This window comes from Amycolatopsis nalaikhensis (assembly GCF_030264295.1).
In the GTDB taxonomy this organism is placed as follows: Bacteria; Actinomycetota; Actinomycetes; order Mycobacteriales; family Pseudonocardiaceae; genus Amycolatopsis; species Amycolatopsis nalaikhensis.
Map to the genome: position 1 here is coordinate 551,986 of NZ_CP127173.1, position 21,859 is coordinate 573,844.

The window sequence follows — 21,859 nt, forward strand, 5'->3', positions numbered from 1 at the left end:
TCAAGGGGCCGGGATCGGCGCCCCGGCACAGGACGCGGACGTCGTCCGGCCCGTGTCGAAAAAAGTGACAGCGGCGTTCGCGCAGGTCAGGGACGACAGGGAGCCGTGGACGTCGTCCTCGATCGTCATCAGCGCGCCGCCGATCCGCTGCCGCATCGCGATCGCCCAGCCGATGGGCGTGACCGGCTCGTAGGCGTGGCCGACGAGCTCCAGCGGGCTCTTGCCCGCCGCGAACGCCCAGGGTCGCGCCGGCAGGGGCCAGCCGATGCACATCGGTTCGTACAAGCCGTAGCCGCCCGCGACCGGCAGCCGCTTCATGCGGTCGAGGCGGTGCCGCCAGACGGTCTCGAAGTCCCGCGGGCTCGGCGACTCGTTGCAGAGCAGGGCCGTCTGCTGGGCGTGGTTGAAGGCGTGGGCCTCGCCGTCCCAGCCGAGGGCCCCGGTCTGAGCCGTCGCACGATCGGGTGAAATTGTGCCGCCGTCCCGGATCTCCGCGAGCTGCTTGGCCAGCGCGGCCCAGTCCCGGCGCGGGTTGGCGAGCATGCCGTTCACGGTGGCGCCGTCGATCTCGCCACGCGGGTGCGCGGTGAGCTCGGCCCGCAGGTCGAGCAGGGCTTTCGCGACGACGGGCTCGGTTGTCCCGAAATGGAACACGGCGTCGTAGCGGGCGATCCACGACGCGAAGTCGTGGAAGGTGTTCTCGCCCGCGGCCGCCTGGCCGTCGTCCATCGCGGTGACACTCAGGTCCGGCGGCATGACGGAGTCGAGCAGCATCTTGTCGACGTGGTCGTCGAAGAGCGTCCGGTACTGCGCGCCGAGCGCGGTGCCCCACGAGACGCCGTAGTAGCCGATCTTGTCCTCGCCGAGGGCGACGCGGATGCAGTCCAGGTCGCGGGCGATCGTCGGCGTGGTCAGATTTCGGACAAAGGTGGGATGGGCGTCGACGCACTCGCGGTTCGCCCGAGCCGTGCGCTCCGCGGCCTGGCGAGCCTTCTCCTTGTCGGGGACACCCGGGTCCGGCTCCGGGAAGGCGATGGTGCAGGGCAGGTTGTCGCTATAACCGACACCGCGCGGGTCGAAGCCGATGAGGTCGTGGTGGACGCCGATGCCACCCGCGTGGCTGTCGGCGATGCTGCGGGGCATGTCGAGACCGGACTGGCCGGGGCCACCCGGGTTCAGCAAGACGGCGCCGGTCCGTTCGCCGGTCGCGCGGATCCGGCTGACAGCGATGTCGATTTTCCGACCATCCGGGTCGGCGTAGTCGAGCGGGACCGGGACCATCGTGCACTCGGTGCGCTGGTCGGCGGGATCCCAGTCCTTCGCGACCGCGGAGCAGAGGTGCCAGGAGAGCCCGTCGGCGGCGGCGACCGCGGGGACGGCGGGCAGCAACGCCGCGGCGGTGAGCAAGGGAACGGCGAACCGGCTGATCGACATGGGCCCAGGCTGCCGGGCGCCGCCCGCCGGGAGATCGGCCGATCAGCCGATGATCACCGCCGATCGGCCGGAGCCGTCGGGCTGTGTCGCAAAAATGAACAACGGTGTCCTCAGCCGAGGCCGACGAACATCGTCCGGTGCAGGCCGCCGACGTGCTCCCGCGTCACCCGCGCCGCGGCGTCGGGGTCGCCGTCGGCCAGCGCGTCGACCAGCCGGGCGTGCTCGCGGTTCGACTCCCGCAGCTTCGCCATCGGATAGGGCAGGTAGAAGCGGTACAGCTCGGCCAGCACGACCTCGTACTGCCCGACGGCCACCGGCGGCCCGGATTCGGCGACGGCCCGGTGGAACTGGGCGTCGAGCTCGTGGAACTCGGCCCAGCCCGCCGCCGTGTCCATCCGGGCGACCAAACCGCGCAGGTGCTCGACGTCGGGTTCGCGGGTGGCGACCAGCTGGACCAGCCCGGCCTCCAGGACCAGCCGGTGGTCGATCAGCTCCCGGACCTCGGCGGCCGACTCGCGGTAGGCGCCGACTTCCCGCACGCGCTCCGCCGGCGGATTTTCGGACACGAGCGTCCCGCCGCCCCGGCCGCGGCGTCGCTCGATCAGGCCATCCTCGGCCAGGGACTCCAGGGCCCGGCGGACGGTGATCTCCGCGACGTCGAGGGCCCGCGCGATCTCGCCGTTCGACGGCAGCCGCTCCCCCGGCTTCAGCAGCCCGAGCTCGACGGCGAGCGCGATCCGCGCGCGGACGGTGTCCAGCGCGGACAGCCGTCGGATGCCGGTCAGGGCCGGCGCGCTGAGGTCTGCGGTCGCCATGGAACCGACCGTACCGCACAAAGTGCTCATCTTGAGCACTCTTGTTTAAGTGTTCAAGATGGACTATTTTTCGTCCATGCCGCGACCACTGCCGATCGCCCTCGTGCAAGCACCGCCCCGGCCGGCCGGTGACCCCGGGTTCGCGGGCGAGGCCGAGGCGGTCCTTCGCCGTTTTCCGGACACGCGCCTGGCCGCCTTCCCCGAACTGCACCTCTGCGGCGTCGACGGCGAAGGCGACGAGCGCACCGAGCAGCTGCGGGCCGCCGCCCAGCCATTGCACGGGCCGCGGACGCGGGAAGCTCGCCGAACTGGCCGGTGACCTGGGGATCTGGCTCGCGCCGGGCACCGTGTGCGAAAAAGGCGACAACGGCGAGCTGTTCAACACCGCCCTCGTCTTTTCGCCGCGTGGCGAGCTGGCCGGCTGGTACCGCAAGGTCTTCCCGTGGCGGCCGCACGAGCCGTACGACCCCGGCGACCGCTTCGTCGTCGCCGACCTGGCCGACGCGGGCCGTGTCGGGTTTTCGATCTGCTACGACGCCTGGTTCCCCGAAGTGACCCGGCACCTCGCGTGGATGGGTGCCGAACTCGTGCTCAACCCCGTGCAGACCACGACGCCCGACCGCGCCCAGGAGCTCGTCCTGGCCCGGGCGAACGCCATCGTCAACCAGGTCTTCGTCGCCAGCGTGAACACGGCCGGGCCGCTCGGCATGGGCGACAGCCTGCTCGTCGGCCCCGAGGGCGACGTCCTCGCGGCGTTGCCCGGAAAAGAACAAGGCGTGCTCACGCACACGATCGACCTCGACGACGTCGCCCGCGTCCGCCGCGACGGCACCGCCGGCACCAACCGCATGTGGGCGCAGTTCACCCCCGCCGACGCACCGCTCAACCTGCCGCTCTACCAGGGCCGGATCGACCCGGATCGCTGGTGTCCACGAAAAGGAGACGACCGATGACCACCACGGCCGCCGCGGCCCCGGCCGCCCTGCAGCGCCGGCTCGGCCTGCCCGGCGTCGTCCTGTTCGGGCTCGCCTACATGGCGCCGCTGATCGTGCTCGGGACCTTCGGCATCGTCGCGACGACGACCGCGGGCACCGTGCCGTCGGCCTACCTGCTCGCCCTGGTCGCCATGCTGTTCACGGCGGCGAGCTACGGGAAGATGGCCGCCACCCACCCCGTCGCCGGGTCGGCCTACACCTATGTCCGGAAATCCGTCGACGCGCGGGCCGGGTTCCTGGTCGGCTGGGCGGTGCTGCTCGACTACTTCTTCCTGCCGATGGTGATCTGGCTGATCGGCGGCGCCTACCTCTCGGCCGAGTTCCCCGGCGTCCCGAGCTGGGTCTGGCTGATCACGTTCATCGCGCTGACGACGGTCCTCAACGTCCTCGGCATCAAGATCGCCGAGAAGGCGAACTTCGTCCTGATGGCCTTCCAGCTGCTGGTGATCGGCTTCTTCGTCGTTCTTTCGGTCAAGCAGGTGCTGCACGTCGGCGGTTCGCTGGCCAGCACCCAGCCCTTCTTCCACCCCAGCAGCACCCTGGGCACGATCTCCGGCGGCGCCGCGCTGGCGACGTACTCCTTCCTCGGCTTCGACGCCGTGACGACGTTGACCGAAGAAACGACAGAGCCGCGCAAGACGATCCCCCGCGCGATCCTGCTGACCGCGCTGATCGGCGGTGGCATCTTCGTCGTCCTCGCCTACTTCACCCAGCTCGCCCACCCGGGCAGCGCGTTCGGCGACGAGTCGTCGGCCGCGTTCGAAATCGCGACCACGATCGGCGGCAACCTCTTCGCGTCGTTCTTCCTCGCCGGTCTGGTCGTCGCCCAGTTCGCGTCGGGGATCGCCGCGCAGGCGAGCGCGTCGCGGCTGATGTTCGCGATGGGCCGCGACGGCGTGCTGCCGCGGGTCTTCGGCAAGCTGCAGCCGCGGTTCGCGACGCCGGTGTTCGGCATCGTCCTCACCGGGCTCGTCGGGCTGGTCGCGCTGGCGCTGGACGTGAGCACCTCGACGTCGTTCATCAACTTCGGCGCGTTCACCGCGTTCACGTTCGTCAACGTCAGCGTGCTGGCGACGTGGCTGCGCGACCGGACCGGGAAACGCGTGCTGACCTGGGTGGTCTTCCCGCTGATCGGCGCCGTGGTCGATTTGTGGCTGCTGGTCAACCTCGACGGCATCGCGCTCGTGTTCGGCCTGGTCTGGCTGGCGATCGGCGTCGTCGTCCTGGCGGCGATCACCCGCGGCTTCCGGCGGCCGCCGCCGGAGATGAGCTTCGAGGAGTAGGTCAGCCGCCCGGGCAGTCGTTGCCGCCGCCACTGCGCTCGACGCAGTGGCGCGGCCCCGGCGGGGGCGGCGGGGCGTGCCGGACGTCGTGCGCCCACTCCGTCGCCACGACGACCGCCGCCAGCGCGAGGCAGATCCCGAAGAACCACGTCCACCCGCGACGCCGCGTTGTCGCCGAAACGACCACGCCCACCACGGGCAGGCCCGCCCCGAGCCAAGCCGCCCAGGTCAGGTAGCCGCCGGCGGCGTCGCCGACCTCGCCGAACACCGGGACGCTCGCCAGGAAGCCGAGCAGCACCAGAAACGGGACGACGAGCAGCAAGCCCACCGCGCACAGGGCCAGGACGATCGACGACCAGACGGTCCGCAGCTCCCCCACCCGGCCAGTATGTCCGGAAAAGCGACGACGAACTACGCCTCGCCGAGGGTCTTCTGCAGGGCCTTGTTCGCCTTCCGCGCCATGTCCGCGACGGCCTCGCGACGGGCAGCGTCGGCGGCGTAGTCGTCTTCGCGGTTGCGGACCACGCGGGCCGGCGCGCCGACCGCGATCGAGTAGTCCGGGATGTCGCCGCGGACCACCGCGTGCGCGCCGAGCACGCACCCGCGGCCGACGCGCGTGCCCTTCAAGACGCTGACCTTCGTGCCGAGCCACGTGTCCGGCCCGATGCGGACCGGCGACTTCACGATGCCCTGGTCCTTGATCGGCACGTGGATGTCCGAAATGACGTGGTCGAAGTCACAGATGTACACCCAGTCGGCGACCAGCGTGGCCGCGCCGAGCTCGATGTCGAGGTAGCAGTTGATGACGTTCTGGCGGCCGAACACCGACTTGTCGCCGATCCGCAGCGAGCCCTCGTGGCAGCGGATCGCGTTGCCGTCGCCGATGTGCACCCAGCGGCCGATCTCCAGCCGCCCGTAGCCCGGGCGGCAGTGGATCTCGACATTCTTGCCGAGGAAGAGCATCCCGCGCAGGATGATGTGCGGGTTGGCGAGCCGGAACTTGAGCAGCCGGTAGTACCGGACCAGGTACCAGGGCGTGTACGCGCGGTTGCGCAGCACCCAGCGCAGCGAGTCGGCGGTCAGGAACTTCGCCTGCCGCGGGTCGCGCCGCGCGCGCCGCCAGGCCCGCACCCGCGAAAGCGCGGGCGCACCCCACATCGACGTCATGCCCGTGACCGTAACCTGTGTGCGGGACGGGTTCACAGGCAAGGGGAGCGGATGGGCACGAAGCTGATCATCGACACCGACCCGGGCGTGGACGACGCGCTGGCGATCGCGCTCGCGGCGCTGTCCCCCGACGTCGACCTGATCGGCGTGACGTCGGTTTTCGGCAACGTGCCGATCGAGCGCACGACGTCGAACGCGCGCCGCCTGCTCGAACTGTTCGGCCGCACCGACGTGCCGGTGGCGGCCGGGGCGGCGCGGCCGCTGGTGTATTCGAAGCCGCGTGACGCGAAAGAGGTCCACGGCGGCGACGGCCTGTCCGGCCACTCCTACACACTGCCGGAGGCGAGCCGTCCCCTCGACGAGCGCGACGCCGTCCGGCTGATGCTCGACCTGCTCGAAGCGTCCGACGAACCGGTGACCATCGCCCCAATCGGGCCCCTGACGAACATCGCCGCGCTGCTCGCGGCGCACCCGGGCGTGGCGGAGAAGATCGCGCGGCTGGTGATCATGGGCGGCGGTGTCACTTTCGGCAACAGCACGACGGCCGCCGAGTTCAACATCTGGAGCGACCCCGAAGCGGCCCGCCGGGTGCTCGTCGAGGAGGACGTCCCGGTGGTGCTGGTGCCGCTGGACCTCACGCACCGCTGCGCCGTCGACGGCGAGTGGCTGGCGAAGCTCGCCGCGTCCGGCCCGGTCGGCGCCACGCTCGAAGGCCTCACCGCCACCTACCGGCAGCACTACACGCGCGTGTTCGGCGAAGACCGGATGGTCATGCACGACGCCGTCGCCGTCGCGGAGGCGATCTCGCCGGGGATCCTGCGCACCGAGACCTACCGCGTCGACGTCGACTGCGGCCTCGGTCCGGCGCGCGGGCAGACGCTGGTCGACCGGCGGCGGCTCGGCGAAGACGATCCGCAGTTCACGCCCGGCCGCCCGATCGAGGTCGCGATGGACACCGACCTCGACGGCCTGCGCGGCTTCGTCCTCGATCGGCTGACCGGGGCCGCCCGGTGAGCGAGGAGCCCGAGGTCGTCCCGCAGGAGGACGAGGCCCCCGAACCCCGCCGCCGGAAGGCCGCCGTCGTGGTCGCCGCGGTGGTCGTGGTCGCCGCGGCGCTGGTGGTCGGCGTCCAGTTCGCGCCGAAGCAGCAGGAGACGACGAACGCCGCCGCCACGGTGACGCCGCCGCCGACGTCTGTCGCGAAAACGACCACGCCGCCGCCGACCCAGCCGAAGGTGCCGGAGGCGAGCGAGTTCGACGCCTGGGCGTCCAAGACCAGCCAGTGGCTCGACGTGCCGTTGCGCGCGATGGTCGGCTACGCGAAAGCGACGACGAAGCTGGCCAAGGACGCCCCGGGCTGCCACCTTTCCTGGGTCACGCTCGCCGCGGTCGGAAAAGTGACCACGGACCACGGCCGTGCCCGGGGCGGGCAGTTCGGCACCACCGGCGTGCTGGACAAGCCACTCGGCACGATCGAAGTGCGCGATTTTTACGACAAGGTCGTCTCGACGGCGAACGCCGCCGGGCCGATGCAGCTGGCGCCGTCGATCTGGGCGAAGTACCAGGCGAGCTACGCGGGCGGGAAGCCCGATGTCCAAAACATCGACGACGCCGCGCTGACCACGGGCCGCGCCCTGTGCGACGGCGGCACGGACCTGTCGCAGGGCCAGCCGTGGTGGGACGCGGTCGCGAAGCTGCAGCCGGCGCCGTTGTTCCTTCATCGGACATTGGCGACGGTCAACGTCTACGGCACGGTCGGCCAGGGCTCGGCGGCGCCGAACCCGGCGGTGCTGAGCGCGGTGAACTTCGCCATCGACAAGATCGGGCTGCCCTACATCTGGGGCGGCAACGGCACCGGCGGCAACGACCCGGGCTTCGACTGCTCCGGCCTGACGACGGCGGCGTACGCGAGCGCGGGCGTCAAGCTGATGCGCACGGCCGACACGCAGTACCGGAGCGTGCCGCACGTGACCGAGCCGCAGCTGGGCGACCTCATCTTCTACGGCGAGCCGACGACGAAGATCCACCACGTCGGCCTCTACATCGGCAACCAGCAGATGATCGACGCGCCGCAGACCGGCCAGGCCGTGCAGGTGCACTCCTACCGCAGGGACGGCGACGACTACGCGGGCGCTGGGCGGCCGACGGCGTGAGCGTCCGCGCGGCTCGTGTCGCTTGAACGGACAAATGGTTGGACGCGGCGCCGCCCGGGCTTGTAGCTTGCGGGGGACCGTGACCCGCCCGAGGAGGTGAGACCCATGAACGCTGTATCGACGTGGGTGCTCTCCCCGCCCGTCACGGCCGGCGACTGACGCAGGTGTCGCCGGGAGCGCCTCGAACCAGGCACTCCCGAAAGGCACCACCATGGATTCTTCGCCGTCCGACTTCGACGTGATCATCGCCGGGTGCGGCCCGACCGGCGCCATGCTGGCCGCCGAGCTGCGGCTGCACGACGTGCGGGTCCTTGTCCTCGAAAAGGACACCGAGCCCGCGTCGTTCGTCCGCATCGTCGGCCTGCACATCCGCAGCCTCGAGATCATGGCCATGCGCGGGCTCCTGGACCGTCTGCTCGAAAATGGGAGACAGCGTCCGGCGCGCGGGTTCTTCGCCGCCATCGACAAGCCCGTGCCCCCGGGCCTGGACTCCGCGCACGCCTATCTGCTGGGAATCCCGCAGCCGGTCATCGTGCGTCTGCTCGAGGAACACGCGGTCCAGCTGGGTGCGCACGTCCGGCGCGGTGACGCGGTGGCCGGTTTCCAGCAGGACGACGACGGCGTGACGGTCGAGCTGGCCGACGGCCACCGGCTGCGTGCGCGCTATTTCGTCGGCTGCGACGGCGCGCGCAGCACGGTCCGCAAGCTGCTCGGTGTCGGTTTTCCCGGCGAACCCTCGCGGACCGAGACGCTGATGGGTGAGATGGAGGTGGGCGTGCCGCCGGCGGAGGTCGCCGCCAAGGTGGCCGAGGTCGGTGAGACCCACCGGCCGTTCTGGCTCCGGCCGTTCGGGGCGGGCTCGTACAGCGTCGTGGTGCCCGCCGCCGGAGTCAGCGATCGCACGGCGCCGCCCACGCTCGAGGAGTTCCGGCAGCGGCTGCGCGCTGTCGCCGGAACCGACTTCGGCGTGCACTCGGCGCGCTGGCTGTCGCGGTTCGGCGACGCCACCCGGTTGGCCGAAAGCTACCGGGTCGGGCGGGTGCTGCTGGCCGGCGACGCGGCCCACATCCACCCGCCGACCGGCGGGCAGGGCCTCAACCTGGGTGTCCAGGACGCCGTCAACCTCGGCTGGAAGCTGGCCGCCCAGGTCCGCGGCTGGGCGCCGACGACCCTGCTCGACACCTACCACGCCGAACGCCACCCCGTCGCCGAGGACGTCCTGGACAACACGCGCGCCCAGATGGAGCTGCAGTCGCTCGAACCGGGCGCACGGGCCGTGCGCCGGCTGCTCGCCGAGCTGATGGACTTCGACGAGGTCAACCGCCACCTGATCGGGAAGATCACCGCCATCGACATCCGCTACGACTTCGGTGACGGCCCCGACCTGCTCGGGCGCCGCCTGCCCGACCTCGACGTGAAGCAGGGCCGCCTCTACGGGCTGCTCGGTCGCGGCCGCGGCCTGCTGGTGGACCGCACCGAACGCCTGACCGTCGGCGGGTGGGCGGACAGGGTCGACCACCTCGCCGACCCGACCGCGGACCTCGACGTGCCGGGGCTCCTGCTCCGCCCCGACGGTCATGTCGCCTGGATCGGCGACGACCAGCGGGACCTGGACGAGCATCTCGCCCGCTGGTTCGGCGAGCCAGCCGCCTGAGACGTCCGGTGCGTGGTGGCTCGGAGCCGCCACGCACCGGATGGTCAGCCGAGGTAGTCGTTCGCCCCGCTGACCCAGGCGATGTAGCGCTCGGCGGACCGTCGCACCGCGCCTTTCGCGTCGCCGAGGATCGTGCCGCCGGTCAGGCCGTAGAGGTTGTCGAACTCGTACGGTTCGAGCCGGTCCACGATCTTGCGCACCAGCCCGGCCGACAGCGGGATCCGGTTCGGGTAGCTGCGCATGAACGTCACCCAGCCGCTGTCCGGCACCGGAAGCATCGTGTCGCCGACGAGCAACGCGCCCCGGCCGTTCGCGACGTGGGCGACCGCGGCTCCGGGGAAATGGCCGCCCGCCTCGACGAGCGTCACGCCGGGCAAGACCCGCTCGGTGCCGGACCACTCGCGGATCACTGGGTCCTCGCGGCGCACCCACCGCCGGTCGGCGGCGTGGACGAAAACCGGGACACGCCCCAGCCGGTGACTCCAGCTGACCTGCGAGCCGTACATGTGCGGGTGGCTGGCCACGATCGCCGCGGCGCCGCCGAGCTGCTCGATCGCCGTCACCATCGCCGGGTCGAGGTGGTTCGGCGGGTCCCAGAGCAGGTTGCCTTCCTCGGTCCGGACCAGGTGCGTCCACTGGCCGATGCCGAACTCCGGTTCGCGGTTGAACCGGTGCAGGCCCGGTTCGAAGCTCCTCGTGGACCACGCGGTGCGCGTCGGCGTTGAGCTTCTCCAGCGTCGTCCACGCCTGGCCCGAGGTGGGCACGTACTGCCGTTCGTCGGCGCAGATCGCGCACTCGCCCGCCGGAGGCTGATCGGTGTCGGGGTGTTCGACCCCGCAGGTTCCGCAGATCCAGATCGTCATGACGCCAGTCTTGGAGCTCGACCAAGGTCGAGGTCAAGGAACGACTTCAGCAGCGGCACCAGGACTTCCGGCCGGTCCAGCGGGATGATGTGGCCGCAGTCCTCGACGACGTGGGCGCGCAGGTCGTCGGCGACCGGGGCGAGCTGGCGGGCGAGGATGTCGCCCACCGGGTGCGCGCCGATCGCCAAGGTCGGCACCGTGAGCCGTCCACTCGCGACGGTGACCGCGATCTGCCGGGCCGACTCGGGCATCGCGCGGTAGTGGGCGAACGCGCCGCGCAGGGCGTCGCGGCCGGTGTACGCGGCGACGAAGTGGTCGCGGATTTCCCGCGGCACCCCGCGGCCCCGGGTGCCCGCGTCGAGGAACCAGTCGACGTAGTCCGCCTCGTGTCCGATCAGGACGGTCTCGGCCAGCCCGGGCACGGCGTGGAACCCGAACCACCAGGGCGGTCCACCGGCGAGGAAGTCTTCGGCGCCCGGGAGGCGGCCCAGCAACGACTCCATGACGACGAGCCGCCGGACCCGCTCGGGACGGCGCATCGCCAGCAGGAACGCGGGTGGCGTGCCCGCGTCGATGCCGACGACCGCCGCCGTCGGTTCGCCGAGCGCGTCGAGGAGCGCTTCGGCGTCCGCGGCGAGGTTTTCCGCGTCGTAGCCGTCGGAGGGACGGGCCGTCTCGCCCAGGCCGCGCAGGTCCGGGGCGATGACGCGGAAGTGCGCCGCCAACGGCGGGATGACTTCGGTCCACAGCCGCCAGGTGTGCGGGAAGCCGTGCAGCAGCAGGACCGCGGGCCCCTCCCCGGCGACCTCGACGTTGATCTCGATGCCGTTGGCGGAAATCCGCACCATGCCTCCCGGGGTGGTTACCATTGGTTACTTGAAAACCGTAGGTAACTTCCAGAGCCCGGCCAAGACGGCACTTTCCCGACAGGTGGTGAGCTCCAGGTGACCCCCTCGCCGCGCGGCGATCTGTTCGATCCCGCCTGCCCGACGCGCCGGCTGCTCGACCGGATCGGGACGAAGTGGACGTCGATGGTGGTCAAGGTGCTGGCCGAGGCGGACCCGGATGAGGTGCGGTTCGCCGACCTGCGACGCCGGATGCCGGGGGTCTCGCAGAAGATGCTGTCGGTGACGTTGCGCTCGCTCACCCACGACGGCCTGGTCGCCCGGCGCGTCGAGCCGACCGTGCCGCCGAAGGTGCACTACCGGCTCACCGACCTGGGCCGCTCCCTTGAAGTCCCGCTCGCCGCGCTGCGGAACTGGGCCGAGGAGAACATGGCGGCGATCGACCGGGCGCACGCGGCCGCCACCGACGTCTGACCGTGTCAGGCCGGTCCGGCGAGGCCGACGACGTTGCCCTGCGGGTCGGCGAAGTGGGCGACCACGAGGTCGCGTCCACTCACCCGGTCCGGGCCCATCCGGCGGGTGCCGCCGAGGCGTTCGGCCTCCGCCAGTGCCGCCGCCACGTCCGGGACGCCGACGTAAAAAACGACATGACTCTCGTGCCCCGCGCCGCCGCCGACGCCGCCCGGGATGCCGTCCGTCTCGACGAACCCGTAGTTGCCCGGCTCTGACACTTTTTCCGACACGGGTCCCGACGTGTCGAACTCCCAGCCGAACAGCTCGCCGTAGTACCCACGCAGCCGCGCCGGGTCGGTGCCGATGATCTCGAAGTGGACGACCGGTCGGCTCATGACCGCTCCTTCGCGTCGATGTCCGCTTTTCGGCCACGGTACGCCGTTGTGGTTGTTAAAAACAACCTCGGAGTCGTACATTCGAACCATGCCGACGAGCCGCAGCTACGGGGACGCCTGCACCATCGCCCGCGCGCTGGACGTCGTCGGGGAGCGGTGGGCGCTGCTCGTCGTGCGCGAGCTGCTGCTCGGACCGCAGCGGTTCTCCGACGTGCGTCGCGCGCTGCCGGGCGCCAGCACGAACCTGGTCACCGACCGGCTCCGGGAAGCTCGAAGGCCACGGCGTCGTCGCCCGGCGGAAGCTGCCGCCGCCGGCGGGCTCGACCGTCTACGAACTGACCGACTGGGGGCGCGAGCTGGAGCCGGTCGTGCTGGCGCTGGGCTCGTGGGGCTCCCGCATCCCGCTCCCCCGGGCCGCGACGCTCGGCGCGACGTCGGTGCTGCTGTTCCTCCGCGGCTCGGCCCGTCCGCGCGGCACCGCCTGCTTCCGCGTCGAACTGGACGCGCGCGTCTGGACGGTCCGGACCGAGCCCGGCCGCCTGACCGTCGAGCCGGCGGAACCCGCCGCGCCGGACGCCGTGCTCCGGACCGACCCGGTGACGTTCAACGCGCTGCTCGAGCGGCCCGCCGACCTCGATGTCGCGATCGGCGACAAACGGATTGTCGTCGAAGGTGACCACAAGGCCGTCCGGCGGCTGCTGCGCGAACGGATCAGCGGGTGACGGCTTCCTCCCGCACCCGCAGCGACGGCGCGAGCGCCAGGATCCCGAGCGTCACGACGACCGCCGACGACAACGCCCAGTGCAGCCCGATCCGCGTGGCGAGCGCCCCGACCAGCACCGGCTCGACCAGGAAACCCAGGTAGCCGCAGGCGGCGACGGCCGCGACCGCGCGACCCGGCGCGTCCGCCTGCTTGCGGCTCGCCACGCTCCACGCGATCGGCACGATCCCGGCCACGCCGAGCCCGACGACCGCGAACCCCGCCACGCCCGCGACCGGCCACGGCGCCACGAGCACGACGGCGAACCCCAGGACGGCGACCGTGGTCGCCACGCGGACAAAGCACACGGCGCCGGTTCGCGCCACCAGGCGGTCGGCGACCAGGCGGACCGCGATCATCGTGGCCGAAAAAGCGAAATAGCCCAGCGAGGCGAGCGCGGGCGTCGCGCCGGTGACGTCGGCGAGGTACACCGCGCTCCAGCTGTTGACCGCGCCTTCGGCGACGAACCCGCAGAACGCGATCACGCCCAGCGGCACCAGCGCCCGGCTCGGCCACGCGAACGCCGCCTCGCCCTGGCCGCGGTCGGCGCCGGTGAGGAAGCACGTCCGGGCCGCCCACAGCGCGAGCGCGAGCAGCACCGCGCCGGCGATCGGGAAGTGCACCGACACCGGGACGTGCGCGGCCTCCATCAGGGCGTCGACACCCGAGCCCGCGAGGCCGCCGATGTTCCAGAACGCGTGGAACCCCGCGAAGATGGGACGTTCGTACCCTTCCTCGACACGGGCGGCGTGGGCGTTCATCGCGACATCGAGCAGGCTGTTGCCGACGCCGAGCACGACGAGCGCGGCGACGAACACCGGCGCCGACCAGGCGAACGCCACCAGCGGCAGCCCGCCGCACAGCACGATCGCGCCCAGCACGACGGCCGCGCGGCTGCCGATCCGGGTGAGCAGCGCCCCCGCGCCCAGCAGGGCCAGCACTGACCCGGCCGCGAGGCCGAACAGCCCGGTCGCCAGCTCCCCCGTGGTCAGTCCGAGCTGCCCTTGCACCGCCGGTACGCGGGCCAGCCAGGTCGCGAACGCCGCCCCGCAGACCGCGAACACGACCGAGACCCCGAGCCGTGCGCGTTTCAGTTCCCCCGTCACCCCTCGGATTATCCTGATCTCCGTGGCCAGCTGGGACGACGTCGGCCGGATCGCGCGCGGGCTGCCCGAGGTGGCCGAGGACGACCTCGAGGCGCTCGGCGCGCGGGCGCTCAGCGCGCGGGCGCCCGCCGGGCCGATGCTGTGCGCCTACGTGCCGGACGTCGGCATCATGGACGCCCTGATCGCCGACGACCCCGTGTCGTTTTTCACGACACCGCACTTCCGGGGCTTCCCGGCGGTCGAGGCGTGGTTGTGCCGGGCGCCGAAGCTGCTGGCGAAAAATTGGCTCGAAAAGCGACACAGCATGTAGAGAACGCGGGCCGGGCTCCGCCCTACTCGTGAGCGCGCCACCCGACGGCGCGGGAAGGAGCTGATCATGCCGAGGTACATGCTGCTGCAGAGCTACACCGGGGGCACCGCGTGCGACCTGCCGATGGGCGAATGGCCGCCGGAGGACATCCGGGCGCACATCGAGTTCCAGCGCGCGCTGGACGCCGAGCTGCGGGACAAGGGCGAGCTGGTCGACTCGCAGGGCCTGGCCGGACCGGACCTGGCGAAGACCGTCGTGTCCGACGGGCGGCGCAGCCCGGTCGTCACCGACGGGCCCTACCCCGAGGGCAAGGAGCTGCTGGCCGGTTACTGGCTCGTCGACGTCGAGAGCGAGGAACGCGCGCTGGAGATCGCGGCGCAGGCCTCGGCCGCGCCCGGGCCGGCCGGGGTGCCGATCCAGCAGCCGATCGAGGTCCGCCAGGTGATGAGCGCGCCGGCTTGATGTCCGGGAACCGGCTCGAGGACCTGCTGCGCCCGCTCGCGCCGCAGGTCCTCGGGGTCGTCGCGCGGCGGTTCCGCGACTTCGACGCCGCGGAGGACGCCGTGCAGGACGCCCTGCTGGAGGCCGCGCGGGACTGGCCGTCCGGCGGCGTGCCGGACAACCCGCGCGGGTGGCTGGTCCAGGCCGCTTCGCACCGGCTGACCGACCGGCTCCGCAGCGACCAGGCGCGCCGTCGCCGGGAGGAGGCCGCGGCGCGGGAGCCGGCGCCGTCGTGTGTCGCGGAAACCGACGACACCCTGGTGCTGCTGTTCCTGTGCGCGCACCCGGCGCTGACGCCCGCGTCGGCGATCGCGCTGACGCTGCGCGCGGTCGGTGGCCTGACCACGGCCGAGATCGCCGGGGCGTTCCTGGTCCCGGAGGCGACCATGGCGCAGCGGATCAGCCGGGCCAAGGCGCGGATCAAGGCGTCGGCCGTGCCGTTCCGGCTGCCCGAGCCCGGTGAGCGCGAGGCCCGGCTGCGGTCGGTGCTGCACGTGCTCTACCTCGTGTTCAACGAGGGCTACACGCGCAGCGCGGGCCCCGGCCTGCACCGCACCGCATTGTCCGCGGAAGCGACACGGCTGACGCGCCTGCTGCACCGGATGCTGCCGGACGACGGCGAGGTCGCCGGGCTGCTCGCCCTGATGCTGCTCACCGACGCACGGCGCCCGGCGCGGACCGGGCCGTCCGGTGAGCTGGTGCCGCTGGCCGAGCAGGACCGGACCAAGTGGGACCGCGCGCTGATCCGGGAGGGCGTCGCGCTGGTCACCGAAGCGCTCGCGCGCGGCGACGCCGGTGAGTACGTGCTGCAGGCCGCGATCGCCGCGGCGCACGATGTCGCGTTGCGTGTCGAAGACACCGACTGGGACCGGATCCTGCGGACGTACCGGCTGCTCGAGCGGATGACCGACAACCCCGTCGTGTCGCTCAACCGCGCGATCGCGACGGCGATGGTCCACGGGCCCGCCGCCGGGCTCGCCCTGCTGGCGACGCTCGACGACGGGCTGGCCGGCCACCACCGGCTCGACGCCGTCCGCGCGCACCTGCTGGCGCTGGCCGGGGACGCGGCCGCCGCTGTCGAGAATTACGACACGGCGGCCGCGCGGACCACCAACACCGCCGAACGGCAGTACCTGACGACCCGCGCGGCCCGGCTCCGGCAGGCCGCTCCAGCCCCAGGAGGCGGTCTTCGGGGCAGCCGATCATGACCCCACGTCCGCCGTCGCGCGGCCTACCGTGGGCTGGTGCGCGCACTGAGCCACGAGCGGCTGGCCGAGGCATTGGTCGCGGAAGCGACACGGTTCGGGACGGTGATCGCGGGCGCCGATCCGGAGCTGCGCGTCCCGACCTGTCCCGACTGGACCCTGCGTGACCTGACCTGCCATGTCGGGCTGGCCTACCACAAGTCGGCGGCGATCATCGCGAGCCGGCCGACCGGGTACGTGCCGTTCGAGGCCGTCACCGTCGACGACCCGCCGGGCTTCGGCGAACTCGGCGGCTGGCTCGTCGACGGCGCGCGGCGGCTGGTCGCCGCGGTGGCCGACGTCGGCGCCGAGACGCCGACGTCGACGTGGACGCCCGACCGCCGCGCCGGGTTCTGGACGCGGCGGCTGACGCAAGAGACCGTCGTCCACCGCGCGGACGCCGCCTTCGCGACCGGAACGCCGTACGAAGCCGACCCCGAGCTGGCCGCGGACGGGATCGCCGAGGGCCTCGACCTGGTCGTGGTCTTTTCCCGGCAAAACCACCCCGCGCTCGACCGGACGTCGCTGCGGGGCACCGGCCAGACCCTGCTCTTCCACGCCACCGAGCCCGGGCGCCGCTGGCTCGCGCGGCGGACACCGTCGGCGGTCGAGGTGAGCGAGGCGCCCGCCGGGACCACCGCCGACGTCGTCGTCGAAGGGCACGCCACCGACCTGCTCCTGGCCCTGACCGGCCGGATCGCGGCCGACGACCCCGCGTTGTCGATTTCCGGAGACGCCGGGTTGCTGCGGCACTGGCGGGAGCACACCCGCTTCTGAGACGGCACGGCTTGCCGTATAGTCGGTTCCGACTAATAGGGAGCGACTAGTGCCACCACGCAAGATCCGCAACACGCTCGCGCTGGCTCTGCTGGGCCTGCTGCTGGAACGCCCGATGCACCCGTACGAGATGGCGTCCACGCTCCGCGAGCGCTCCAAGGACACGAGCTTCAAGATCAATCCCGGCTCGCTCTACGACACCGTGGAGTCGCTGGCGAAGCACCGCTGGATCGAGCCGGTCGAGACGGTCCGCGAAGGCAACCGGCCCGAGCGGACCGTCTACGCGCACACCGAGCTGGGCCGCCAGGAGTTCGTCGCCTGGCTCGACGAGCTGGTGCGCGTCCCGGTCGCGGAGTACCCGAAATTCGTCGCGGCCGTGAGCTACCTCGGCGCGCTCGGCCCGGAGCGCGCCGCCGACGCGCTGGAAGAACGCGCCCGCCACCTCGCCGAACGCATCGAAGGCGCCGACACGGCGTTGGCCGACACCGTCGGGAAGGGCGCGCCGCGGCTGTTCATGATCGAGGTCGAGTTCGTCCGGCACGCGTGGCAGGCCGAGCTCGACTGGGCCCGGGCCACCGCCGCCGAAATCCGCTCCGGCTCCCTGCCGTGGCCCGAACACTTCTGAGGGGAAGACCGTGCTCGAAACCGAAGTCCTCGTCGCCGGGGCCGGCCCGGCCGGTCTGCTGGTCGCCGCGGAGCTCGCGCTGGCGGGCGTCCGCACCACGATCGTCGAGCGCCACGCGGAACGGCCGCCGTACTGCCGTGGGTTCAACCTCAACGCGCGTTCGCTGGACCTGCTGGCCCGCCGCGGCCTCGCCGAGGGTCTGGTCGCCGAAGGGCACCAGGTGCCGCACGCGCCCGCGACCGGGTTGCCCGGGCCGCTGCTGCTCGCCGGGACGTCGACCGATCACCCGTTCTCGCTGGGCATCCCGCAGACCCGCGTCGAAGAAGTCCTCGAAGCCCGGGCTCTCGAGCTGGGCGTCTCGATCCGGCGCGGCCACGAGCTGCGGTCCTTCACCCAGGACGATTCCGGCGTGACCGCGACAATCCACAATGGACAGCAGATCCGGGCGCGGTACCTGGTGGGCTGCGACGGCGGGCGGAGCACGGTGCGCAAGCAGGCCGGGATCGGCTTCCCCGGCGTCGACGCGCGGTGGTTCGCGCTGCTCGGCGACGTCGAATGCGAGCTGCCGTACGGGGTTTCGGCCGGACCGGACGGCCGGACGCTGTTCGTCATCCCGCGGCCGGGCTACGTCCGGGTCGTCGTCCGGGAAGACGACCCGCCCGCCGACAAGTACGAGCCCGTCACGCTCGAGCGGCTCCAAGCGCAGGTCGACGCCGTGCTCGGCAGGCACGTCGAGCTGCGCGCGCCGCACTGGCTGACCCGCTTCGGCGACGCGGCGCGGCTGGCCGAGCGCTACCGCGACGGTCGCGTGCTGCTGGCGGGCGACGCGGCGCACATCCACCCGCCCGCCGGGGCGATCGGCGTGAACGTCGCGCTCGACGACGCGTTCAACCTCGGCTGGAAGCTGGCGGCGACGGTCCGCGGGACGGCGCCGGACGGCCTGCTCGACACCTACCACGCCGAGCGGCACGCGGCGGGCGAGCGGATCCTGGCCAACACGCGCGCGCAGGTCGCGATCGAGGAGGCGGGCGACGAACCGCTGGCCGACCTGATGCGTCGCGTCGCCACGCACCCGGACGGCAACCGCGCGCTCGCCGAGATCATCACCGGACTGGACGCCCGGTACGAGCCGGACGGGCACCCGTGGCTCGGCCGCCTCGCCCCCGACGTCCCGCTGACGGTCGCCGGGCGCGAGACGCACCTCGCCGCGTTGCTGCACGCCGGACGGCCGGTGCTGCTGGACCTGACGCCGTCGCGCTCGTTCGACGCGTGGTCGGCCGGGGTCGAGGTGGTCTCCGCGACCAGTCCGTCCACTTCGGACATCGGCGCGGTCCTGCTGCGACCCGACGGCCACGTCGCCTGGGTCACGACCGGCACGGACGACGACGGACTGGCGGCGGCACTGCACCGCTGGGTCGGCGACGTCCCGGTGCCGGTCTGAGCGGGGTCAGCGCGGGCGGTCCAGCACCGCCCGCTGCTCGACCCGGCCGTCGAGGGTGAACTTGCTGTGCGGGATGAACCCGAGCTTCTCCACCACCCGCGCCGAGGCCTTGTTCACCGGTTCGTACACCGCCAGCAGGGAATCCGCCCAGCCTGCCTCGAAGACCCGGTCGCGCACCGCCGACGTCGCCTCCGTCGCGTACCCGCGGCCCCAGCCGGACGGCGCGATCCACCAGCCCATCTCCACCGCCGGACGGCCGAGGCCCGACTCCGTCGCGTCGCGGCGGACCAGGGAAACCACACCGTCGAACGAGCCCGGCGCCGCGGACACCGCGAACCAGCCGAACCCGTGCGCGGCCCAGTGCTCCAGCGTCGCGCGATGCTTGGCCAAGGTGTACTCGCGGGTCCACGGCTCGCCGGTGCCGACGTAGCGGACCGTCTCCGGGAGCTGGGCCAGTGCGAACAAGTCGTCGAAGAAGTCTTCGGACCACGCGTGCAGCGTGAGGCGTTCCGTGGTGATCAGCACCGCCATCAGTTTAGGCGGGCGGCGGCTGTTCGCCGAGCAGGACACCGATGCCGTCGAGCAGGCGCCGCAGGCCGAACTCGAACGCCTCGTCGAGGCCGACGTCCTCGACGCCGGTCATCACCTCGGTGAGCACCGGGTACCGGCCCGATTCGAGGTACCCGGTGAGCAGCGCCATGTCGGCGGACAGCCGCTGGTCGCCCGAAATGCCGGTGTCCTGCTCGGCCTGCACCTCGAACGCGTTGCTCGCGGCGAGACCACCGACCCAGCCGTTGACCGTCATCACCACCTGCAGCTTCACCCGCCGCCGCAGGCCGGTGCCCGCCAGCGCGCGCAGCGACCAGTCGACCAGCCGCAGCCCCGCCGCCAGCACCGGCGGCCGGACCAGGGAGTTCAGCAGGATCGGCGCGAGCCACGGGTGCGCGCGGTAGGCCCGCCACTGCGCGCGGGCGGCCAGCTCGAGCCGCGGCCGCCACGCCGCCGGGCCCGGTTCCGGCAGCTCGGCCGCCCCGAGCGCGACGTCGGCCATCAGCCGCAGCAGCTCGTCCTTGTCGGGCACGTGCCGGTACAACGCCATCGGGCCGACGCCGAGTTCGGCGGCGAGGCGGCGCATCGACAGCGCGGCGAGGCCTTCGGCGTCGGCGAGCGCGATGGCCGCGCGGACCAGGGCGGCGCGGCCCAGCGGTGGCTTCGCGGGGGTCCGGTCGGCGACGACCGTGCCGCTGCCCGGCACCGCCCGCACCCAGCCCTGTTCGCCGAGCACGGAGAGCGCTTTCGCCGCGGTCGCCATCGCGACTCCCCATTCGCGCACCAGCGCGCGGGTGGACGGGACGCGGTCGCCGGGCCGCAGCTCGCCCGCGGTGATCCGGCGCCGGACGTCCGCGGCGATCCGCAGGTAGGGCGCGGGCTCGGCCACGAACACCTCGATCCGTACTAGAACACTTCCCCCGGAGACCTAGAACGGTTTCAGGGTACTCCCCCATTGTCGTCACGCGGGATTGCCTGGTGATCACGCTGGTCCATACGGTGCCGATACAGCGTAAGAGAAACAGGGGGATCCGATGACCACGACCGAAACTCCGTCGAGCCCCGGCGAAACCCGGCGCGCGACGCCGTGGTGGCGCCGCCCGTGGATGTTCCCGCTCGGCCTGCTCGTCACGGTGTTCCTGGTGTACTCGCTGCCGCCCTACCTCGGGCTCGACCCGGCGCAATCGCGGATCCCCGCGACCGCCTCCTGGTACTACCCGGTCCTCGTGACACACATCGGGTTCGCGACGATCGCGATGGTCACCTGCGCGCTGCAGATCTGGCCGTGGCTGCGGCAGAAGCACCCGGTGGTGCACCGCCGCACCGGGCGCGTGTACGTCTTCGCGGGCGCCATCCCGGCGTCGATCGCCGGGTTCGCCATCGCGCTCGCCGCGCCGTTCGGCCCGGTCGGGGCCGTCTCGAACGTCCTGCTGGCGACGTTGTGGTTCGGCTGCACCGTGCAGGGCTACCGGATGGCGCGGGCGCGGCGGTTCGGCGACCACCGGCGGTGGATGATCCGCAGCTTCGCGCTCTGCATGTCGATCATCAGCAACCGGGTCTGGGGTGTGGTGTGCGCGCTCGTGTTCGCGCCGCAGCTGGACACGACGTTCGGCGGCAGCGAGGTCGCGATGGGCCAGGCGATCGCCGGGATCACGACGTGGGCGGGCTGGGTGGTGCCACTGCTGGTCGCCCAGTGGTGGCTGGAGCGCGGCCGGGGACGGCGGCGCGCGACGTCCCCGGCCTGAGCCCTACAGCCCGGAAACCTTGCCCTTGTGCAGGTTCCGGATGATGTTGCGCGGGTTCTTCGCGACGTACTGCGCGGCGCCCGATTCGAAGACGAGGTACGCGTAGCCGCCCGACTCGGTGATGCCCTCGTTCATGCTGGGCGTGCGGTAGCACCGGGTCGAGGACTTGTCGATGTCACGCGCACCGGCGTCGACGACGTAGAGGTTGCCGCGGTTGTCGTTGCCGTACGAGGTGCTGAACACGAAGTGGGACCGCGTCACCATCAGGCCCTGCGTCTTCGTCGGCACCTCGTACGCGCCGGACTGCGTGGTCAGCGACCCGTCGGTGCCCACCTTGTAGCGGTACATCTTTTCGCGGGCGGTCTCGCTGAACTTGCCCGCGTAGAGGTTGTCGCCGTAGCTGGTGAGGAACGACGCGCCGTAGACCTTGCGGGCCTCGCCGACCTGCTTGAGGTACGGCGTGCCGGACTTCTTCATCGCCGCCTTGCAGCTCGGAGAGCTTGTACTTGCGGATCGTGTCGCCCTCGCCGGAGACGAACGCCCAGCCCTGGGTGATCGCGACGCCGCCGGCGTGGGTGGCGGCGATCGCGACCGTGCCGACGTGCTTGCCGGTCTTCGCGTCGATGCCGATCAGGTGGGCGTCGTGCCCGGCGCGGTAGGCACCGATGACGAGCAGGTCGTCGCCGCCGTCCCAGCTGTACCAGGTGGCGATGCCCTGCGGGGTGTAGGTGTCCAGCTCCGGC

27 protein-coding genes and 1 pseudogene are annotated in these 21,859 nt (G+C 72.1%); 17 read left to right on the forward strand and 11 right to left on the reverse strand.

Annotated elements, in window-relative coordinates:
- Together QP939_RS02680 and QP939_RS02685 are read right to left on the reverse strand one after the other, a co-directional pair.
- A complete protein-coding gene (locus tag QP939_RS02680) occupies nucleotides 1–1,434 on the reverse strand; it encodes an alpha/beta fold hydrolase (protein ID WP_285454903.1) in 1,434 nt (477 codons plus the stop codon).
- A 110-nt stretch (nucleotides 1,435–1,544) separates the two neighbouring features.
- A complete protein-coding gene (locus QP939_RS02685) occupies nucleotides 1,545–2,249 on the reverse strand; it encodes a FadR/GntR family transcriptional regulator (protein WP_285454904.1) in 705 nt (234 codons plus the stop codon).
- A 76-nt stretch (nucleotides 2,250–2,325) separates the two neighbouring features.
- Here QP939_RS02685 and QP939_RS02690 point away from each other — a divergent pair, with 76 nt between their 5' ends.
- Genes QP939_RS02690 through QP939_RS02700 form a run of 3 tightly spaced genes read left to right on the forward strand, consistent with a single transcriptional unit; the run spans nucleotide 2,326 to nucleotide 4,527 of the window.
- Nucleotides 2,326–2,568 (forward strand): carbon-nitrogen hydrolase family protein, encoded by a 243-nt coding sequence (locus tag QP939_RS02690; RefSeq protein ID WP_285454906.1) that lies wholly within the window; start codon nucleotides 2,326–2,328, stop codon nucleotides 2,566–2,568.
- A gap of 28 nt (nucleotides 2,569–2,596) precedes the next feature.
- Nucleotides 2,597–3,202, forward strand: coding sequence for a carbon-nitrogen hydrolase family protein (locus QP939_RS02695; RefSeq protein ID WP_285454907.1), 606 nt, complete (start codon nucleotides 2,597–2,599; stop codon nucleotides 3,200–3,202).
- Nucleotides 3,199–4,527: an APC family permease gene (locus QP939_RS02700; protein ID WP_285454908.1), complete on the forward strand. Its 1,329-nt coding sequence runs from the start codon at nucleotides 3,199–3,201 to the stop codon at nucleotides 4,525–4,527. The genes QP939_RS02695 and QP939_RS02700 overlap by 4 nt, the downstream gene beginning before the upstream one ends.
- 1 nt (nucleotide 4,528) lies before the next feature.
- Here QP939_RS02700 and QP939_RS02705 read toward each other — a convergent pair whose 3' ends face one another.
- Both QP939_RS02705 and QP939_RS02710 read right to left on the reverse strand, forming a co-directional pair.
- Complete coding sequence (locus QP939_RS02705) at nucleotides 4,529–4,906, reverse strand: hypothetical protein (protein ID WP_285454910.1); 378 nt, start codon at nucleotides 4,904–4,906, stop codon at nucleotides 4,529–4,531.
- A gap of 32 nt (nucleotides 4,907–4,938) precedes the next feature.
- The gene (locus QP939_RS02710) at nucleotides 4,939–5,694 is read right to left on the reverse strand and encodes an acyltransferase (RefSeq protein WP_285454911.1); all 756 of its coding nucleotides are present in this window, start codon (nucleotides 5,692–5,694) and stop codon (nucleotides 4,939–4,941) included.
- 51 nt (nucleotides 5,695–5,745) lie between these two features.
- On the opposite strand from QP939_RS02710, the gene QP939_RS02715 reads away from it, so the two are divergent.
- The 3 genes from QP939_RS02715 to rox all read left to right on the forward strand — a co-directional run bounded on the left by QP939_RS02715 (nucleotide 5,746) and on the right by rox (nucleotide 9,501).
- Nucleotides 5,746–6,708, forward strand: a complete 963-nt coding sequence (locus tag QP939_RS02715) for a nucleoside hydrolase (RefSeq protein WP_285454912.1) — start codon at nucleotides 5,746–5,748, stop codon at nucleotides 6,706–6,708.
- Nucleotides 6,709–6,776: 68 nt separating this feature from the next.
- Entirely contained in the window at nucleotides 6,777–7,847 is a 1,071-nt protein-coding gene (locus QP939_RS02720; protein WP_285459622.1) for a C40 family peptidase, read from the forward strand.
- Between the two features lie 211 nt (nucleotides 7,848–8,058).
- The gene (gene rox, locus QP939_RS02725) at nucleotides 8,059–9,501 is read left to right on the forward strand and encodes a rifampin monooxygenase (RefSeq protein ID WP_285454913.1); all 1,443 of its coding nucleotides are present in this window, start codon (nucleotides 8,059–8,061) and stop codon (nucleotides 9,499–9,501) included.
- Between the two features lie 44 nt (nucleotides 9,502–9,545).
- Here the strand turns inward: rox and QP939_RS02730 are convergent, their stop codons facing one another.
- Both QP939_RS02730 and QP939_RS02735 read right to left on the reverse strand, forming a co-directional pair.
- Complete coding sequence (locus QP939_RS02730; RefSeq protein WP_285454914.1) at nucleotides 9,546–10,067, reverse strand: MBL fold metallo-hydrolase; 522 nt, start codon at nucleotides 10,065–10,067, stop codon at nucleotides 9,546–9,548.
- A gap of 294 nt (nucleotides 10,068–10,361) precedes the next feature.
- Nucleotides 10,362–11,213 (reverse strand): alpha/beta fold hydrolase, encoded by an 852-nt coding sequence (locus tag QP939_RS02735; RefSeq protein ID WP_285454915.1) that lies wholly within the window; start codon nucleotides 11,211–11,213, stop codon nucleotides 10,362–10,364.
- Between the two features lie 96 nt (nucleotides 11,214–11,309).
- On the opposite strand from QP939_RS02735, the gene QP939_RS02740 reads away from it, so the two are divergent.
- Entirely contained in the window at nucleotides 11,310–11,684 is a 375-nt protein-coding gene (locus tag QP939_RS02740; protein WP_285454916.1) for a winged helix-turn-helix transcriptional regulator, read from the forward strand.
- A gap of 5 nt (nucleotides 11,685–11,689) precedes the next feature.
- On the opposite strand, the gene QP939_RS02745 is transcribed toward QP939_RS02740, so the two are convergent.
- Nucleotides 11,690–12,058, reverse strand: coding sequence for a VOC family protein (locus QP939_RS02745; protein WP_285454917.1), 369 nt, complete (start codon nucleotides 12,056–12,058; stop codon nucleotides 11,690–11,692).
- Between the two features lie 88 nt (nucleotides 12,059–12,146).
- Between QP939_RS02745 and QP939_RS02750 the strand changes: the two are divergent.
- Nucleotides 12,147–12,266, forward strand: a pseudogene (locus tag QP939_RS02750) (winged helix-turn-helix transcriptional regulator); the annotation flags it as partial.
- A 160-nt stretch (nucleotides 12,267–12,426) separates the two neighbouring features.
- A complete protein-coding gene (locus tag QP939_RS02755) occupies nucleotides 12,427–12,780 on the forward strand; it encodes an SCP2 sterol-binding domain-containing protein (protein WP_285454918.1) in 354 nt (117 codons plus the stop codon).
- On the opposite strand, the gene QP939_RS02760 is transcribed toward QP939_RS02755, so the two are convergent.
- On the reverse strand, nucleotides 12,770–13,924 hold the full coding sequence (locus QP939_RS02760; RefSeq protein WP_285454920.1) for an MFS transporter: 1,155 nt from the start codon (nucleotides 13,922–13,924) through the stop codon (nucleotides 12,770–12,772). The two genes, QP939_RS02755 and QP939_RS02760, sit on opposite strands and share 11 nt — an antisense overlap.
- A 22-nt stretch (nucleotides 13,925–13,946) precedes the next feature.
- Here QP939_RS02760 and QP939_RS02765 point away from each other — a divergent pair, with 22 nt between their 5' ends.
- The 6 genes from QP939_RS02765 to QP939_RS02790 all read left to right on the forward strand — a co-directional run bounded on the left by QP939_RS02765 (nucleotide 13,947) and on the right by QP939_RS02790 (nucleotide 18,822).
- Entirely contained in the window at nucleotides 13,947–14,234 is a 288-nt protein-coding gene (locus tag QP939_RS02765; RefSeq protein WP_285454922.1) for an MmcQ/YjbR family DNA-binding protein, read from the forward strand.
- Nucleotides 14,235–14,300: 66 nt separating this feature from the next.
- On the forward strand, nucleotides 14,301–14,696 hold the full coding sequence (locus QP939_RS02770) for a YciI family protein (protein WP_285454923.1): 396 nt from the start codon (nucleotides 14,301–14,303) through the stop codon (nucleotides 14,694–14,696).
- On the forward strand, nucleotides 14,696–15,943 hold the full coding sequence (locus tag QP939_RS02775; RefSeq protein WP_285454924.1) for an RNA polymerase sigma factor: 1,248 nt from the start codon (nucleotides 14,696–14,698) through the stop codon (nucleotides 15,941–15,943). The genes QP939_RS02770 and QP939_RS02775 overlap by 1 nt, the downstream gene beginning before the upstream one ends.
- 36 nt (nucleotides 15,944–15,979) lie before the next feature.
- Nucleotides 15,980–16,756 (forward strand): maleylpyruvate isomerase family mycothiol-dependent enzyme, encoded by a 777-nt coding sequence (locus QP939_RS02780; protein ID WP_285454925.1) that lies wholly within the window; start codon nucleotides 15,980–15,982, stop codon nucleotides 16,754–16,756.
- Nucleotides 16,757–16,805: 49 nt separating this feature from the next.
- Complete coding sequence (locus tag QP939_RS02785; protein ID WP_285454927.1) at nucleotides 16,806–17,381, forward strand: PadR family transcriptional regulator; 576 nt, start codon at nucleotides 16,806–16,808, stop codon at nucleotides 17,379–17,381.
- Between the two features lie 10 nt (nucleotides 17,382–17,391).
- On the forward strand, nucleotides 17,392–18,822 hold the full coding sequence (locus tag QP939_RS02790) for an FAD-dependent monooxygenase (RefSeq protein WP_285454928.1): 1,431 nt from the start codon (nucleotides 17,392–17,394) through the stop codon (nucleotides 18,820–18,822).
- 6 nt (nucleotides 18,823–18,828) lie between these two features.
- On the opposite strand, the gene QP939_RS02795 is transcribed toward QP939_RS02790, so the two are convergent.
- Nucleotides 18,829–19,347, reverse strand: a complete 519-nt coding sequence (locus QP939_RS02795; protein WP_285454929.1) for a GNAT family N-acetyltransferase — start codon at nucleotides 19,345–19,347, stop codon at nucleotides 18,829–18,831.
- 10 nt (nucleotides 19,348–19,357) lie between these two features.
- The gene (locus tag QP939_RS02800) at nucleotides 19,358–20,266 is read right to left on the reverse strand and encodes a TetR/AcrR family transcriptional regulator C-terminal domain-containing protein (RefSeq protein WP_434219628.1); all 909 of its coding nucleotides are present in this window, start codon (nucleotides 20,264–20,266) and stop codon (nucleotides 19,358–19,360) included.
- Between the two features lie 139 nt (nucleotides 20,267–20,405).
- Between QP939_RS02800 and QP939_RS02805 the strand changes: the two genes are divergently transcribed.
- Entirely contained in the window at nucleotides 20,406–21,116 is a 711-nt protein-coding gene (locus QP939_RS02805; protein ID WP_285454931.1) for a DUF2306 domain-containing protein, read from the forward strand.
- A gap of 3 nt (nucleotides 21,117–21,119) precedes the next feature.
- Here the strand turns inward: QP939_RS02805 and QP939_RS02810 are convergent, their stop codons facing one another.
- Complete coding sequence (locus QP939_RS02810) at nucleotides 21,120–21,593, reverse strand: hypothetical protein (RefSeq protein WP_285454932.1); 474 nt, start codon at nucleotides 21,591–21,593, stop codon at nucleotides 21,120–21,122.
- A gap of 23 nt (nucleotides 21,594–21,616) precedes the next feature.
- On the opposite strand from QP939_RS02810, the gene QP939_RS02815 reads away from it, so the two are divergent.
- On the forward strand, nucleotides 21,617–21,775 hold the full coding sequence (locus QP939_RS02815; protein WP_285454933.1) for a hypothetical protein: 159 nt from the start codon (nucleotides 21,617–21,619) through the stop codon (nucleotides 21,773–21,775).
- Nucleotides 21,776–21,859 lie beyond the last annotated feature (84 nt).